General features: G+C 36.2%; 18 protein-coding genes. 3 read left to right on the top strand and 15 right to left on the bottom strand.

Translation table 11 applies throughout. The annotated features are described in order from the left end of the window. Window positions 1-36: 36 nt before the first annotated feature. The 3 genes from GSA01S_RS05775 to GSA01S_RS05765 all read right to left on the bottom strand — a co-directional run bounded on the left by GSA01S_RS05775 (window position 37) and on the right by GSA01S_RS05765 (window position 3247). Window positions 37-1032, bottom strand: a complete 996-nt coding sequence (locus tag GSA01S_RS05775; RefSeq protein ID WP_066125734.1) for an LLM class flavin-dependent oxidoreductase — start codon at window positions 1030-1032, stop codon at window positions 37-39. Window positions 1033-1578: 546 nt separating this feature from the next. Then, the gene (locus tag GSA01S_RS05770) at window positions 1579-2739 is read right to left on the bottom strand and encodes an ABC transporter substrate-binding protein (protein WP_066125732.1); all 1161 of its coding nucleotides are present in this window, start codon (window positions 2737-2739) and stop codon (window positions 1579-1581) included. A 127-nt stretch (window positions 2740-2866) separates the two neighbouring features. Beyond that, the gene (locus GSA01S_RS05765) at window positions 2867-3247 is read right to left on the bottom strand and encodes a RidA family protein (RefSeq protein WP_066125730.1); all 381 of its coding nucleotides are present in this window, start codon (window positions 3245-3247) and stop codon (window positions 2867-2869) included. Window positions 3248-3354: 107 nt separating this feature from the next. On the opposite strand from GSA01S_RS05765, the gene GSA01S_RS05760 reads away from it, so the two are divergent. Beyond that, complete coding sequence (locus tag GSA01S_RS05760; RefSeq protein ID WP_066125728.1) at window positions 3355-3672, top strand: heavy metal-binding domain-containing protein; 318 nt, start codon at window positions 3355-3357, stop codon at window positions 3670-3672. A 344-nt stretch (window positions 3673-4016) separates the two neighbouring features. Then, window positions 4017-4730, top strand: coding sequence for an SDR family NAD(P)-dependent oxidoreductase (locus GSA01S_RS05755; RefSeq protein WP_066125726.1), 714 nt, complete (start codon window positions 4017-4019; stop codon window positions 4728-4730). A 480-nt stretch (window positions 4731-5210) separates the two neighbouring features. On the opposite strand, the gene accA is transcribed toward GSA01S_RS05755, so the two are convergent. The 12 genes from accA to fabT all read right to left on the bottom strand — a co-directional run bounded on the left by accA (window position 5211) and on the right by fabT (window position 14884). Further along, window positions 5211-5993, bottom strand: a complete 783-nt coding sequence (accA, locus tag GSA01S_RS05750) for an acetyl-CoA carboxylase carboxyltransferase subunit alpha (protein WP_066125724.1) — start codon at window positions 5991-5993, stop codon at window positions 5211-5213. Beyond that, window positions 5990-6850, bottom strand: a complete 861-nt coding sequence (locus GSA01S_RS05745) for an acetyl-CoA carboxylase carboxyltransferase subunit beta (RefSeq protein WP_066125722.1) — start codon at window positions 6848-6850, stop codon at window positions 5990-5992. Before GSA01S_RS05745 ends, accA begins: the two co-directional genes overlap by 4 nt. Further along, window positions 6837-8219, bottom strand: coding sequence for an acetyl-CoA carboxylase biotin carboxylase subunit (locus tag GSA01S_RS05740; protein ID WP_066125720.1), 1383 nt, complete (start codon window positions 8217-8219; stop codon window positions 6837-6839). Before GSA01S_RS05740 ends, GSA01S_RS05745 begins: the two co-directional genes overlap by 14 nt. Window positions 8220-8256: 37 nt before the next feature. Further along, complete coding sequence (gene fabZ / locus GSA01S_RS05735) at window positions 8257-8691, bottom strand: 3-hydroxyacyl-ACP dehydratase FabZ (RefSeq protein ID WP_066125718.1); 435 nt, start codon at window positions 8689-8691, stop codon at window positions 8257-8259. A gap of 12 nt (window positions 8692-8703) precedes the next feature. After that, window positions 8704-9192, bottom strand: coding sequence for an acetyl-CoA carboxylase biotin carboxyl carrier protein (gene accB, locus GSA01S_RS05730; protein ID WP_066125716.1), 489 nt, complete (start codon window positions 9190-9192; stop codon window positions 8704-8706). Then, window positions 9189-10427 carry a beta-ketoacyl-ACP synthase II gene (gene fabF / locus GSA01S_RS05725; RefSeq protein WP_066125714.1) on the bottom strand — a complete coding sequence of 413 codons (1239 nt, stop codon included), beginning with the start codon at window positions 10425-10427 and terminating at the stop codon, window positions 9189-9191. Before fabF ends, accB begins: the two co-directional genes overlap by 4 nt. A gap of 18 nt (window positions 10428-10445) precedes the next feature. Continuing rightward, a complete protein-coding gene (gene fabG, locus GSA01S_RS05720) occupies window positions 10446-11168 on the bottom strand; it encodes a 3-oxoacyl-[acyl-carrier-protein] reductase (protein ID WP_066125711.1) in 723 nt (240 codons plus the stop codon). Between the two features lie 16 nt (window positions 11169-11184). After that, the gene (locus GSA01S_RS05715) at window positions 11185-12120 is read right to left on the bottom strand and encodes an ACP S-malonyltransferase (RefSeq protein WP_066125710.1); all 936 of its coding nucleotides are present in this window, start codon (window positions 12118-12120) and stop codon (window positions 11185-11187) included. A 10-nt stretch (window positions 12121-12130) separates the two neighbouring features. Next, window positions 12131-13087: an enoyl-[acyl-carrier-protein] reductase FabK gene (gene fabK / locus GSA01S_RS05710; protein WP_066125708.1), complete on the bottom strand. Its 957-nt coding sequence runs from the start codon at window positions 13085-13087 to the stop codon at window positions 12131-12133. Window positions 13088-13231: 144 nt separating this feature from the next. Then, entirely contained in the window at window positions 13232-13450 is a 219-nt protein-coding gene (acpP, locus tag GSA01S_RS05705) for an acyl carrier protein (protein WP_066125706.1), read from the bottom strand. 23 nt (window positions 13451-13473) lie between these two features. Further along, a complete protein-coding gene (locus tag GSA01S_RS05700; protein WP_066125704.1) occupies window positions 13474-14415 on the bottom strand; it encodes a beta-ketoacyl-ACP synthase 3 in 942 nt (313 codons plus the stop codon). 13 nt (window positions 14416-14428) lie between these two features. Then, a complete protein-coding gene (gene fabT / locus GSA01S_RS05695; RefSeq protein ID WP_066125702.1) occupies window positions 14429-14884 on the bottom strand; it encodes a fatty acid biosynthesis transcriptional regulator FabT in 456 nt (151 codons plus the stop codon). A gap of 228 nt (window positions 14885-15112) precedes the next feature. Between fabT and GSA01S_RS05690 the strand changes: the two genes are divergently transcribed. After that, a partial coding sequence (locus GSA01S_RS05690) for a helix-turn-helix domain-containing protein (protein ID WP_157064779.1) occupies window positions 15113-15453 on the top strand: 341 nt, incomplete at its 3' end.

The raw sequence follows: 15453 nt of genomic DNA, 5'->3' as shown, positions 1-15453 counted from the left end.
CGAAATTTATTCAATTTTCTACTTCTGGTCTACTCCCTATTGTATTAAACGCTTTGCCATTTCACGATAAATTGTTTGTTTTATTTCAAAATCAGCAATATAGGTGATGAGCATAATTTCATCAGTATGAAACTCTTCTGCAAATTGTTTAATTTTATCCGCCACCTCTTGATACGTCCCAATAATCGCATTATTTCTTCCAGTAGTATATTGTCTAATTTTCTCAACGTACTCTTCACCATCAGCCATAATTTCTTCCGGACTTCTAAAGACGACACTATAGCCATTTTCTAAACGATAGCGAAACTCTTGCATCGTTAAAGCTAAGTAATCCGCTTCTTCTTTAGTCTCAGCTGCCACAATAGACAACGCTGATAGTGTATTAGGCGTTAACTTGCTATCTGTAGGGAAAAATTGACGATAATGATCCATCACCTCTTCATCTTGATGACCAGTAAAGAATTGAGCATAAGCGTAATTCATTTCTTTTTCTCCTGCCCAAGCTGCACTTTGACCACTAGAGCCTAATAGCCAAGCTTCAGGTAATATTTTTGGTTGTGGAGTCACTTTGAAATGTTTATAAGGATGTGTTTCTTCGAAATCGCCTCGAATGAAGTGTAAGGTTTCTTCAATAATTTGATTAATCTGAGCTGGTGAAAGTAGATGTGTCTGATTAAGCGCACGTGCTGCCGCTAAATCAGTGCCCGGTGCTCTACCTAATCCCATGTCAACACGATCAGGATACAGTGTCGCTAATAAATTAAAGCGTTCAGCAATTTGTAAGGATCCATAGTGCATTGCCATGACACCACCAGTACCTACCCTGATTTTCTCGGTGTTCGCTAATAGATGCCCCGCCAAAATATCCGGTGCACTACTCAAAAACGCTGGCGTGTTATGATGCTCTGCTAACCAAAAACGTTTGTATCCAAGTTGATCAGCTAATTGCGCCAGAGTAGTTAACTCTTTTAAAGTCTCTTCAGCTGTATTACCTTTATACAATGGAACTTGTTCTAATATATTTAGTTTCATCGATAATCCCCCTTTATATTTAAGAAGATAGAATAATCCTCTTGCTCTAAAAATAGTATAGCATGGAACCCTATTCTAGAACATTGAATTGACTTACTAGTCATTTTAAAGCAACTGCTAACTGATTTCATAGAGATTTTCATCCATTTTATGTATGTGATCCAGAAAGTAGGTAATCGAATGATATTGCTTCGTCAGCCACCCTCATACGGTACCCCTTCTTCATCTTGAATCAACGAAAAATGAGGTTAGAAAGATATTTTCTTTCAAAACCCCATTTGTATTGTTTATAAAAATAGTAGTTGTAGTGACCTTCAAAGCTTAGATTTTTTATCTACTTTTAAGGGTCAACCCAAGTCGAGAGTTATCAAGTGGCTTTTCACCAAATAATGATACCTGATCAACATTACCTGTAAGAGACAAAATGAAATTTTTCAACTAATTATCCTAACCTATTATACAAGAATCAGTGTGATAGATAGTCAAAACGACTTCATCCCTATTTCTACTTCTTGGCAATTTATTTAACTATGCAATTATTAATAATTATTCAGCTGAATATTCTTCAGCAGATTCGATTTCACCTGCAGTTAATTTGATCATTGTTACAGGTTTAACCGGATTATGTTGGTCATCAATAGAAAATGTTCCTGTAACACCATCAAAATCTTTAGTTTCTGCAATCGCTTTGGTTACAGCCGCACGATCTGCTGAACCTGCACGTTCAATGGCATCAATCAATAAGTTAGACGCATCAAATGATAAAGCAGCAAATGAGTCCGCTTCTTGACCGAATTTTTCTTTGTATGCTTTTAAGAAGTTTTGCACATCTTCTTCTTCAGAATTAGGAGAGAAATGCGCGGTGTAATAAACATCATTAACATTTGCTTGTCCTGCTAATTCAACTAAAGTATCACTTGCTAAACCATCGCCACCAACGATTGGTTGTGTTAAGCCAAATTCACGTGCTTGTTTAATGATTAGACCAACTTCAGTATAATAACCTGGAATATATAAAGCGTCAAAATCTTGAGTTAATAAAGTAGTTAAAGTAGCTGAAAAATCTGAGTCACCTGATTGGTATGACTCATTGGCTACTATTTCACCACCTAATTCTTCAAATTGTTCTTTAAAGGCTTTAGCTAAACCTTGAGAATAGTCAGTAGCTTGATCTGATAAAATAGCTACTTTTTTAGCACCTAATTTGTTAAATGCGTAAGATGCACCCGCTGTTCCTTGATAAGCATCAGCAAAACAAACACGGAATAAATACTCTAACACACTGCCATCATTAGCTAAAGTAATACCATCTCCGGTCGCCGCTGGTAAAATAGCTGGAACACCTGCTTCAGTAATCACCGGAATTTCGGCTTGCGAAGCACCTGTCGTTGCTGCCCCGATGATTCCAACTAATTTATCATCTGAAGTCAAACGGGTAGCAACAGAGCTAGACTCAGTTAAATCAGATTTATTATCTAGAATCGTCGTTGCTAATTGATAGCCATCCAAAACATCGCCTTCGGCATTACGTAATTCTACCGCTAATTCTAATGCTTTGGCCATCACCGAACCATAAGCAGCCGCCCCACCACTCATTTCAAAGTTTCCACCGATAACAATCTGTTCTTGGGCGGAGACCGACGTGGCTAATGCACTAGATAGAGCCAAAGTCGCTAAAAATAAAGAAGTTGCTTTTTTAAATTTCATAGTAGAAGTCCCCCTAGAGAAAGTTAATAATAATTTATTAAGACTAGTCTACATAAAATCTAATTGTTTGTCAATCATTTTCTCATTTTGTTTTAATTTCCATGAAAAATGTTTAATGTTTTGAAAATTATTCACTACGTTCAGCAATTACTTCAATTTCAATTTGTCCACCTAAAGGCAAAGCAGCAACTTGGAAAGCACTTCTAGCTGGATAAGGTTCATTAAAATATTCTCCATAAATAGTATTGACAGCAGCAAAATCGTTAATATCAGCTAATAAAACCAAGACTTTCACCACATTATTTAAAGTTAATCCTTCTGATTCTAATACCGCTTGAATATTTTTGAAAACTTGATGCGTCTGCTTCTCAATACCTCCTTCAACCATTTTCCCGGTTTCAGGATTTAAGCCTAATTGCCCAGATAAGAAGAATAAATTGCCTGTTTGAATGCCTTGTGAGTAAGGTCCTACTGCTGCAGGAGCTTTTTGAGTTGATAATTTTTTCATAATTTCCTCCTAAAAATGATTAAAAATAAAATTTTACAACTTAAGTTGCATGCATTTTTTGAAATTTTATTTTAAAATAATAGTATCATATAATGGGAGGGTTTTAAATGATTATTACAACTACACCTACAATTGAAGGACAACCTGTACAAGAATATATTGGCGTGGTTTTTAGTGAAGTTGTTGTAGGGATTAATTTTATGAAAGATTTCGGAGCTGGCTTACGAAATATTTTTGGTGGACGTTCAGCAGGCTATGAAGAAGAACTTCGAGAAGCTCAACGAGAAGCAATGGATGAATTAGAACGTCGAGCTAAGAATTTAGGCGCAAATGCTATTGTAGGTATGAAATTAGACTATGAAGTTTTAGGGGCAGATAATGGCATGATGATGGTCATTGGTAGCGGAACAGCTGTAAAAGTTTAATCATCTAATAAAATCATTCAAAAGCCAAAAGACGAATTTTTTTCATCTTTTGACTTTTTATTATGCCATTATTTGTTCAAAATGATTTCTAGAAAAAATTTTATTAAACATCTATTTAGTTTCCTTTTATCGTTATGAAGCTCAACCATTGTTGTAAATTTATGATTCTTGATGACTACGCGTATCTCTTCAATCCAATTAACAATGTTCCGTACCCTTAATTTAACTACTTTCGTTACCAAAACACGCGGATTTATTAGATTTCGATTATGTCAATATTAGTGTTAAAACTCTGACTAATCTGCTATATTATTAATATAATTTTTATGGAAGTGGGTGTTCAGATGTATAAAAATAAAGTTGTTGTTGTTACAGGCGATGGACATGGTATCGGTTTAGCCACACGGAAGGCCTTTGAAGCAGCTGGTGCACGTGTCTATGGCATTGATCTTAATCCTGGTTCTTTTTATCAAGGAGATATCGGTCAACCGGCTGTTCTTCAAAAATTTGTTGAATCTATCTTAAAGAATGAATCGAAAATTGATGTATTGGTCAATAATGCATTGCCTTTATCGGTAGGAATTCACAATGGTTCTTTATCCGAATTCAATGACGCTTTGCAAGTGGGAGTCGTAGCACCTTTTTACTTAACGCAGTTACTCTTAAATCATTTCACTCCAGGTAGCTCCATTATAAATCTGTCATCCACAAGGGCTTTTCAAAGCCAAGCAGAGACTGAAAGTTATGCTGCTGCTAAAGGCGCTATTACAGCCCTTACTCATAATTTAGCTATTAGTTTAAGTAAAGAACAAATTAGAGTCAATGCTATTGCTCCCGGATGGATTGATACCTACCAACATTCATTTAGTGGTTCAGATGTCAGTCAACATCCAAGTAAAAAAGTCTGCGTTCCAGAGGATATTGCCGAACTGATTTTATTCCTTGCTAGTAAAAAAGCCAGTTTTATTAATGGGCAAACAATTACCGTTGATGGGGGAATGAGTAAACTGATGATTTATCATAATGATCAAGGATGGAGTTATCATTCTGAGAATTAATTAAATAAGATAAGTAGAAACCTGATTGATTCAGTCAATCTACTGTGCATTAATTTTAAGTGAATGGTTGAGTGACATCATAGTGCGTCACGAAGACTAGTTTGATACCGAAGCAACTGAGGTGGATTAAACAGAAAAAATATCTAATTTTCTTGTACTAGTGTACTTTCACTTTTGCATTAGAGATTATTTTTAAACAATGTCCAAAATTATCTTTGCCAACTTTTCAGCTTCAAAACAATTGTCATTAGAAGATGACTAATTCTTGAATAGCAATCGTCCTCTTGGCAAACTTAAGAGGGACTTGTCGCTAATATAAATTATGTGTTGGATTAACAACTATAAAACCTGACTATTAGATTTTCAATTTTCCTATAATGCCAACCAAATCAAAAAACAGTTAACTAGTCTTAACACTAAGTATTAACTCAATCTTTACGGATTAATGTTTTACTTATTGTAATCTAGCTAACTGTTTTTTTAATACTGTCTAAAACGCTGATATTTCTTTTCTAGACGGGTCTCAGGGTTCATTGATAACAATGCATTTATTTTCGCTTTAATTTCGTTGATTAAGTGATTGGTAAAGTGGTTTTGATCAATAGGCTGACCCAATTCGTCTACTTCTTCAATAATTTTATCGATTACGTTTAACTCGAATAAATCATCAGCCGTCAATTTCATATAATCTGCTGCTTTAGAGGCCAATTTGGAATTTTTCCATAATATCGAAGCGAAACCTTCTGGGGAAAGAATCGAATAGACACTGTTTTCTAACATCCAAACTTCATCAGCAAGCGCCAAGGCAATGGCCCCTCCACTACCACCTTCACCTAAAATAATCGCTAGGCTGGGAACCGTTAATTGACTCATGGTCAATAAGGTGCTCGCGATCGCTTCACCAATGCCATTTTCTTCCGATTCCGGTGCACAATGTGCGCCAGCGGTATTAATTAAAGTTAGAACGGGTCGACCAAATTTTTCTGCTTGACGCATCATACGCTGGGCTTTACGATAACCAGCCGGACCCACCGAACCAAAATTACGCATAATATTCGTTTTCATATTATGTCCTTTTTGAATACCGATAATCGTAATCGGTTGTTCATCCATTAAACCAACTCCGGTAACGATTGCTCGATCATCGTGCATTAAGCGATCACCATGAAACTCCATAAATTCGCTACACAATTTATCAATAATCTCTAAACTAGAAATTCTGGATAGTTCGCGAGCGGCTTGAACTTTTTGATATGCTTTCATAATGACATCACCCTTTGATTGGTTTTCAATAAAAATTTGATCCTATTTTTCTGTTCAGTTCGTTTCACAATATTATCAATAAAACCATTTTCTAAAACAGTCTCTGCTGTTTGAAACTCTTTGGGTAATTTTGCTTTTATGGTCTGTTCGATGACGCGTTTTCCAGCAAAGCCAATTGTAGCCTTTTCTTCAGCTAAAATAATATCTGCTTGCATTGCAAAACTCGCCGTTACCCCACCCGTTGTAGGATGCGTTAAAATAGCAAGATAAAATAAACCAGCTTGATGATGACGATTTACTGCTTGACTAATTTTAGCCATTTGCATCAATGACATAATACCTTCTTGCATACGGGCACCACCAGAAGCAATGAATAAGATGACTGGCAGTTGATTTTGGGTCGCTATTTCAAAAAGTTGAGTAATCCGCTCCCCTACCACCGTGCCCATACTCGCCATCATAAAGCGATTATCCATTACACCGAGTGCTACTTTCATACCATCCATTAACCCAGTACCTACTACAACTGCTTCTTTTAAGTTTGTTATTTGTTGATAGTTGGCTAGCTTTTGCTCATAATCTGGAAAACCAATGGGGTTTTGATTACTAATGTCACTCGCTACTTCTTCAAAACTATCTTCATCGAGTAACCAATTAATTCTGGCATTAGCAGGAAACTGTAAATTCCCCTGACATCTTTCGCAAGTATAATCCACCGTTACTTGTGACGGTAATAAATTACGCTTACAATGTGGACAAGTTGTTAAAAAATTATCTGGAATCTTTGATTTTTTTTCATGATACGTAGGAGGTTGTGCATTTAAACGAATTATTTTTTTATTTTTAAATAGTTCCATTTAACCCCTCCTCACGTTTTAACCACTGAGGAAGAAAACTTTCTTCTAACCATTTTGTATGGAAATTTAGGGTTTGAACTTCATCATTCATGATCAATGCTTGTAATAAATCAATATTAGTGGTAATCCCTTCTACTACCACTTCACTTAAAGCCCGTTCCATAATTAACATGGCATCATTTAGATCGTGGCCATAACTAATTATTTTCGCTACCATTGAATCATAAAAAGGCGGTAAAAAATAATCGGAGTAAATTCCAGACTCGATTCGTACATGAGGTCCTGCTGGTAAAATGAGCCGGTCAATATGGCCACTCGAAGCTCGAAAGTCATAGTTTGAATCCTCTGCATTTAAGCGACACTCGATGGCCACCCCAGTAAAATGAATATCCTGTTGATTGAGTGCTAAAGGTTGCCCCATCGCAATTTTTATTTGTTCTTTGACAATATCAATACCGGTTATTAATTCCGTTATCGGATGTTCTACTTGTAAACGTGTATTCATTTCCATAAAATAAAAATTATGGTCATCATCTACTAAAAATTCAATTGTTCCCGCATTTTGGTATTCAATTGCTTGAGCTGCCTTGACAGCCGTTTGCCATAAAGCTTCTTTCGTTGCTTCAGGTAAAGTTACGGCTGGTGCAATTTCAATCACTTTTTGATTACGCCTTTGTAGTGAACAATCGCGTTCTCCTAAATGTAATACTTTACCATAGTGATCGGCTATCAATTGGATTTCGATATGTCTTGCAGGATAAATGATCTTTTCAATATATAAATCTTGATTACCGTATACATTTTGTGTTTCAATCTGTGCTTGTTCAAACAGTTTTTTAAAGTCATCTGCGTTTTCAACACGACGCATGCCTTTGCCACCGCCACCATCAGCCGCTTTGATCATTAATGGAAAACCTATTTGATCAGCAATCATTGTAGCTTCTTGCCAAGTATGAACTAAACCTTCACTACCTGGCGTAACGGGTATTCCTGATGCTAACATCGTTTGACGAGCATTTTGTTTATTTCCCATTAATTCAATGGTTTGACTTTTAGGGCCAATAAATTGGATACCTAGTTCTTCACACATGGCAACAAAATCACTTCGCTCTGATAAAAATCCATACCCTGGATGAATAGCATCACACCCTGTCGCCATCGCAGCAGATAATATCGCTACCGGATTTTGATAACTATCTAAACTTTTAGCTGGTCCGATACAAATAGCTTCATCCGCTAATTGGGTATGCATGGCCTCCTTATCAGCTGTACTATATACGGCAACGGAGATAATATTCATCTCTCTTAACGCTCGAATAATTCGTACCGCGATTTCACCACGATTGGCTACCAATACTTTTCTAAACAATCCTATTCACCTACTTTTTAGACTTTTCTTACGAACATTATTTAACGCCAATAATAAAAGTCATTTCTGCTTCCGCTACTTTTTTATCCCCAACAAATGCTTGGCCCATACCAATTCCAGCATTACGTTTTAATTTTACGATATCAACCTGTAATCTTAACACATCACCAGGAACTACTTTTTGACGAAACTTTACTTTATTTAAACCACCAAGATAGGCTGTTTTCCCTTCAAAATCTGGCATCTGCAATAATGGGATTGATCCTGCTTGAGCCAATGCTTCACAAATTAATACTCCTGGCATTACCGGTTCACCTGGAAAATGTCCTTGGAAAAATTGTTCGTTAATGGTGACATTTTTACGACAAACAATCTTTTCTCCAGGCACTAATTCATCGACCGCATCAATAAAACAAATCGGATAACGATTTGGTATAATATCCATTACTTGTTGGGCAGTTAAAATTGTCATAATTTACTCTCCTTATTTACGTTCAATCTTAAATAGTGGTTGTTCAAATTCCACTACGTTGTCATTTTCTACTAATACTTCACGAATGATGCCATCAAAAGGTGCAGCAATTTCATTCATTAATTTCATGGCTTCAATAATACATATTGTTTGGCCCTTCTTTACCTCATCACCGACGGTCACATACGATGGTTCGCCTGGTTGTGGTTGTAAATAAACCACTCCAACAATTGGCGAATTAATGGCTTCATATTGTGAATTTTCAGATGATGATACTTCCTTCGTTTCTTTACTTGGTACTTCTGTAACCATCGATGGTGAAGGTTCTACTTGATCCTGTACCGTTTTAGTCGTGTGATCCGTGGTCTGTGATACGGATCCTTTATCAAATGGAACCTCTTTGGATAATACAACTTTATCAGAGCCTTGAGTGAATTCTAAATAAGCTACTTTTGATTGGTCTAGTTTATCAATTAAGGTTAATAACTCTTGATAGTTCATTCATTATCCTCCCATCGTTTAAAACATAAGACCGCATTATGTCCACCAAATCCTAATGAATTGGATAAAGCATAGTGAATCGCTTTTGAGCGTCCTTTATGCGGCACATAGTCCAAATCACACACATCTTCTGGATTTTGTAAGCCTAGGGTTGCTGGTATAAAGCCTTCAGCTAATGCTTTAACTGTTACAATCGCTTCAACTCCGCCAGCTGCTCCTAATAAATGCCCAAAAAATCCTTTAGAACTGGAGATAGGTACTTGGTAAGCATGTTCGCCTAATGCATATTTAATCGCTACCGTTTCTGCTGAATCATTAGTTGGTGTAGAGGTACCATGTGCGTTGATATAATCGATTTGAGTCGCTTGAATATTGGCTTGCTGGATTGCCATTTTCATCGCTTCCCCTGCTCCAGAGCCGTCTTCACTAGGTGCTGTCATATGATAAGCATCCGATGTGGAGCCATAACCGACTACTTCGCCTAAAATAGTGGCACCTCGTTTTTGAGCTGAACTTAATGATTCTAAAAATAAAATCCCTGCACCTTCCCCCATGACAAAACCATCACGGTCTTTATCAAATGGACGTGAAGCTAAATCAGGATTGGATTCCGTCGATAATGCTGTTAAGGCTGCAAAACCACCAATACCGATTTCATTAATGGTTCCTTCTGAACCACCTGCGATACACGCATCTAATAGTCCCATTTTAATCTTTAAAAAGGCTTCACCAATCGCGTTCGTTGCACTAGCACAAGCAGAGACAATATCCAAACTAATACCTTTAGCCCCTAATTTCATAGAGATATTACCAGCTACCATATTACCGATTGTTAAGGGAACAAATAGTGGTGGGATTCTTTTAGGTCCTTTTTCAATCATCTTACGAATGCCATTTTCAATTTCAACTAATCCACCGATTCCTGAACTTACTAATGTTCCAACACGCATCGGATTCGCTGCAATATCATAGCCACTCATTTCAACAGCTTCCATAGCAGCTACTAATCCATACTGTGAAAAATAATCCATTCTGCGGACTTCTTTGTTGCCTAATAGTTCTTTTCCATTAAAATTTTTAACTTCAGCTGCTACTGATATCCCCGTTGCTGAAGCATCAAATTTAGTAATCGGCGCAATACCATGCTGATCGTTTTTAATATTCTCCCAAAATTCAACCGTATTATTCCCAATAGGAGAAACTGTACCGATTCCTGTAATCACAACTCTTTCCATTATCGTTTTCCTTTCTTATTACATATTCATGCCGCCATTAATTTCTAAGACTTGCCCGGTCATGTATCGATTATGGATTAAAAATTGAACACAATCAGCAATCTCTTCCACTTGACCAAATCTTTTTAATGGGATCTGACTCAACATTGTATTTTTTACTTTTTCAGATAAATCATGCGTCATTTTGGTTTCGATAAATCCAGGTGCAATCGCATTAACGGTAATGTTTCGACTTGCAACTTCTCTAGCTAAAGACTTAGTTAAACCAATGACTCCCGCCTTACTCGCTGCATAATTTACTTGACCGGCATTACCTATAATGCCAACAATACTTGAAAGATTAATAATCGTCCCACTCCGCTTTTTAAGCATCAAAGGAATCACATGTCGACACATATTAAAGGTCCCCTTTAAATTAGTATCTAAGACTAAATCATAGTCTTCTTCCTTCATTCTTATAAATAAACCATCTTTGGTGACCCCTGCATTATTGATTAAGACATCAATTTGGTCATATTTTTCTTTAATTTCATTTACCATACGTTGGCTATCTTCAAAATTACCAATATCGCCAATGACCGTATCAACAGGATGGCTTACATCCTCAAACTCTGCCAAAATAGCTTCATCAATTGGTCTACGACTGTTTAAAATCACTTGATAATCTAATTTAGCTAAATGTTTGGCAATAGCTAAACCAATGCCTCTAGAACTTCCCGTTATTAAACAAACTAAACTCATTTTCCACCTCTAATTCTCATGATTTCAAAAATGCTGAAATGTTTTCAATATCTTCTACTTTATTCACTACTAAATGATTGATTGTAGGATACTGTTGATCTAATAATTTAGCTAATGTATTCCCAGGTCCGATTTGAATAATATGAGTAATCCCTTGTTGATGCCATTGATCAATTGTTTGCAACCATTTAACTGGCTTAACCAAATGATCGACTAATAAGGGTTTAATCGTCGTCGCTTGGTGTGGCTCTGCCGTTACATTACTCCATACCGGGATTTTCCCTTTAGTTTCTAATTCAGCAATCGTTGATAAAGCTTCCTTAAAAGGTTCTTGTACCTCTTTCATTAATGGTGTATGAAAAGGTCCTTCTACTTTTAATGGTAAAATCTTTTTATAACCTTTTGTTTTCGCTAATTGTTTAAACTCCTTGATTGCGACTTGAGTACCACCTAAAACGATTTGAGTGGGTGCATTATAATTAGCAATATAAATTTCGGTATCATTTTGCATTTCCTTTATAATTGCCTTAATTTCGTCTAATGGTACTTGAATAACAGCCACCATTTGGGAATGATTTAAAGTCTGAGCCTGTGCACTCATTAATTCCCCACGTTTTTTCAGTAAAGGCCAGGCATCGTCTTCGCTCAATATTTGACTGGCTATTAAAGCACTGTATTCACCCAAACTTAATCCACCCATTGCCTCAATATCAGGTAAATGTTTTTTTATTGAATTAAAGATGGCCAGGCTAGTAGTACTAATCGCTAATTGTGCATTTTTGGTAAAATTAAGTGCACTGATATCTTCTGTGATCCATTTCGTAATCGGGAGTTGCGTCAATTGCTCTGCTCGCTGATAGACCGCTCTAACTTCTTCAAAATGAGTCACAAAATCTTGCCCCATCTGTTCAAAATGAGCGCCTTGTCCATTAAACATAACTGCTAATTTCAACTATTTCACCTCAATTAAAGTAACTTTGTTTTGTTTGAAAAACAGCTTTCGCTTCATTGACATACTCTTCAATAATTTCTTGACAGGATTGCTCCTTTTTGATGAGACCAGCAATCTGTCCCGCCATCATGGATCCAGTATTAACATCGCCTTCTACTACGGCACGTCTTAGGGCACCTCTACCTAAATCCTCTAAAACAGATAAATCCGGCTGTTCTTGACTGGTGATTGATTTTTCTAAAGCTAAATATTCTTTAGTCAAACGATTGCGGAGAACTCGTACAGGATGACCCGTTATGGTCCCAGTCACAACGGTATCAATATCAGTCGCCTTTAAAATTGCGGCTTTAAAGTTTGGATGTGCATTTGATTCATTAGCCACCACAAATCTTGTACCAACCTGAATCGCTTCTACACCTAACATCAAAGCAGCTGCTAATGAACGACCATCACCGAAACCACCTGCGGCAATGACTGGAATATCCACTGCATCTACAATTTGAGGTACTAAAGCCAATGTTGTTTGTTTACCAATATGTCCACCAGCTTCCATACCTTCTACGACCACAGCGTCGGCACCAATTCGTTCCATTCTTTTGGCCAATGCAACTGATGCCACTACTGGAATAACGACAATTCCCGCTTCTTTAAAACGCTCCATGTATTTCCCCGGATTACCAGCACCAGTTGTAATAATTTTTACCCTTGAATTCACTAAATAATCCACTACCTCTTCTACATGAGGATTTAATAACATGACATTGACCGCAAAGGGTTGATTGGTTTTATTTTTCATCGTTTCAACTTTTTTGCGGACAACCTCAACCGGATCATGTCCCGTCCCAATAATTCCCAAGCCACCTGCATTGGATACTGCACTGGCTAAATCAGCATCAGCTACCCAAGCCATTGCGCCTTGGATAATAGGATATTTGATATTTAATAATTTTGTTATAGCTGTTTGCATATTTTTTTCTTCCTTTATATCAGGTTAAATAATAATGACCATATAGTGCACTAATAAAATCTCTAAACAAATATGAGTCTTTATATAGTTTTATACGGTCATCCTATATTATTAAATTTACGTCATAATCTACTACTGACGCTTTTACAAAGCTTCAATATAGTTAACTAAATCGCCAACTGTTTTTAAATTTTGATCAGTATCAATCGTAATATCTAATTCATCTTCAATTTCGCTAATGATTTGAAAAACATCTAAACTGTCTGCTTGTAAATCTTCTAAAAAGTTCGTTTCTAAAGTCACATCTTTTTCTTCAATATCTAATTGCTCTACAATAATTGCTTTAATTTTTTCAAATACCATGTTAAATTCCTCCAAATAATGTTTTAAATTTTTAATGTAATATTTCCCCACGATAGTCCCGCACCAAACCCACATAGGACAATTGTTTGCGTACCATCGAGTTTAAGTTGTTTATTTTTTACTAACTGATGACATAAAACTGGAATACTTGCGGCTGATAAATTAGCGACTTCCTTGATATTGGACGGTAATTTTAATTCGTCCATGCTCATTTTTTTGGCTATTAAATCAAGAAAACGTTGATTCGCTTGATGACAAATTAAATAGTCCATTTCAATTGCATTTTCATGTATAAAATCAATTAAACTTGGAATCACTTTTCGTGAAACAAAATTAAATACTTCCCGTCCTTTCATTTGCATTAAAAAGTTGGTGGCTTGACTCACTTCTATTGATAAAGATAAATCGCCCTCACTATGCATCGCACTCTGATACTCTAATAGTCCTGTGCCATCATGCTCGATAAGAAAGGCACCTGCGCCATCACCAAACAAAATATTGGTTGAACGATCGTTCGCATCTAATATCTGACTCATCTTCTCAGCACCGATTACTAAAGTATAACCTGTTGCTTGATTGCTACTTAAATGCTCTGCTAACTCTAAAGCACTCACAAAACCTGAACAAGCAGTGTTAATATCTAAACAAAAAGCATCTTCACAATTTAAAGCCAAACTCACTTGATTTGCAACGCTTGGAGTCGGTTGTTTTGAGGACATTGAAGCCACGATAATCGTTTTAATTTCACTTGCAATGGAATGATCCATTTGATCCACTAAATCTTTAGCCGCTTTAATCGCCAAATGACTTACTTCTTCATCATGGTCTGCAAAGTAGCGCTGATCTATCCCGGTCCGCTGTTGTATCCATTCATCACTTGAATCAATTTGAAACTTTTCAATTAACTCAAGATTTGATAACTTATTTTGAGGCAAATAACTCCCCATCTTAATTATTCTACTCATCAATTCTTATCCTTTAATTTAGTTTACCCTTAATCTCATCTAAGAATTGGTTAAGGTTACGCAGCCCTTTTATCAGAGTTTGTGCTTCATCAATTTCAAGATCTGTTAAGGTTTTCTCGACCATATCTGTATGAAATTTATGATGCAAACGATATAATAATTTACCCTTCTTAGTTAGTTTTAAGCGAACAATTCGACGATCTTCTGCCGATTGAACACGTTCAACATAATCCTTCTTGACTAAATTTTGAATCGAGACGGACAATGTCCCTACCGTAATTCCTAACTTATTGGCTACTTGACTAGAAGTTGGATTATCTACCAATCCAATGGCTTCTATCGTATGCATTTCTTTAATTGTAATATCTTTGAACTCACTTGATTTTAGTGATTCTTCTTCTATTTGCATTATTTCATTAAAAATACGGACTAAATAAGAATTAACCTCATCAATGATCTCAAAATCCATTCGTAAAATTCACCTCTTTCATTTAGTTTGATAATCAAACTATTTGATAGTCAAAGTTTATACTAGTTTAAATCTTTTGTCAACTATTGACTCAAAAAAATTTATTGAATGAAAATAAATACCCTTATAATGTTGATTTAATAGGACTTAAAAAAATCCTCAAAGATTGTCTTGAATGAGCTGCCCCCAAAAGCTAGACCAAAAATCTAACTTTTTGGGGGTTAATTTATGAGCAAATATAATTTAGAGATTAAGCTTCAAGTTGTTGCAGAATATGAAGCAGGAGCTAGAAGCTACAAACAACTTGCAAAGAAATATCAAATAGGCAAATCTGATATTAAACGATGGATCCAGAACTACCAGGATTTTGGCATAGATGGACTTCACGTAAAAACGACTAAGCGTCATTATACTGTCGAAATGAAGTTAAATGCGATAGAATTATACTTGAATACAACGTTAAGCTATCGCGAAGTCGGGAAACAATTTGGTATAAATAATCCAAGTTTGATCGCCAATTGGTTACGGACATTCAAGAGAGAGGGTATCGATGGCTTATCTAAATCACT

The sequence above is a fragment of the Globicatella sanguinis NBRC 15551 genome, assembly GCF_001552295.1.
Lineage (GTDB): Bacteria > Bacillota > Bacilli > Lactobacillales > Aerococcaceae > Globicatella > Globicatella sanguinis.
The sequence above is the reverse complement of the archived record's forward strand: the minus strand, read 5'-3'. Positions and strand labels throughout refer to the sequence as shown.

Coding starts and splice junctions, on each gene's coding strand:
- fabT (WP_066125702.1), bottom strand. CDS start 14,884: ATGGATTTTGAGATCATTGATGAGGTTAATTCTTATTTAGTCCGTATT.
- GSA01S_RS05775 (WP_066125734.1), bottom strand. CDS start 1,032: ATGAAACTAAATATATTAGAACAAGTTCCATTGTATAAAGGTAATACA.
- fabK (WP_066125708.1), bottom strand. CDS start 13,087: ATGCAAACAGCTATAACAAAATTATTAAATATCAAATATCCTATTATC.
- fabF (WP_066125714.1), bottom strand. CDS start 10,427: ATGGAAAGAGTTGTGATTACAGGAATCGGTACAGTTTCTCCTATTGGG.
- GSA01S_RS05700 (WP_066125704.1), bottom strand. CDS start 14,415: ATGAGTAGAATAATTAAGATGGGGAGTTATTTGCCTCAAAATAAGTTA.
- fabZ (WP_066125718.1), bottom strand. CDS start 8,691: ATGACAATTTTAACTGCCCAACAAGTAATGGATATTATACCAAATCGT.
- GSA01S_RS05755 (WP_066125726.1), top strand. CDS start 4,017: ATGTATAAAAATAAAGTTGTTGTTGTTACAGGCGATGGACATGGTATC.
- GSA01S_RS05745 (WP_066125722.1), bottom strand. CDS start 6,850: ATGGAACTATTTAAAAATAAAAAAATAATTCGTTTAAATGCACAACCT.
- accB (WP_066125716.1), bottom strand. CDS start 9,192: ATGAACTATCAAGAGTTATTAACCTTAATTGATAAACTAGACCAATCA.
- GSA01S_RS05760 (WP_066125728.1), top strand. CDS start 3,355: ATGATTATTACAACTACACCTACAATTGAAGGACAACCTGTACAAGAA.
- acpP (WP_066125706.1), bottom strand. CDS start 13,450: ATGGTATTTGAAAAAATTAAAGCAATTATTGTAGAGCAATTAGATATT.
- fabG (WP_066125711.1), bottom strand. CDS start 11,168: ATGAGTTTAGTTTGTTTAATAACGGGAAGTTCTAGAGGCATTGGTTTA.
- accA (WP_066125724.1), bottom strand. CDS start 5,993: ATGAAAGCATATCAAAAAGTTCAAGCCGCTCGCGAACTATCCAGAATT.
- GSA01S_RS05770 (WP_066125732.1), bottom strand. CDS start 2,739: ATGAAATTTAAAAAAGCAACTTCTTTATTTTTAGCGACTTTGGCTCTA.
- GSA01S_RS05765 (WP_066125730.1), bottom strand. CDS start 3,247: ATGAAAAAATTATCAACTCAAAAAGCTCCTGCAGCAGTAGGACCTTAC.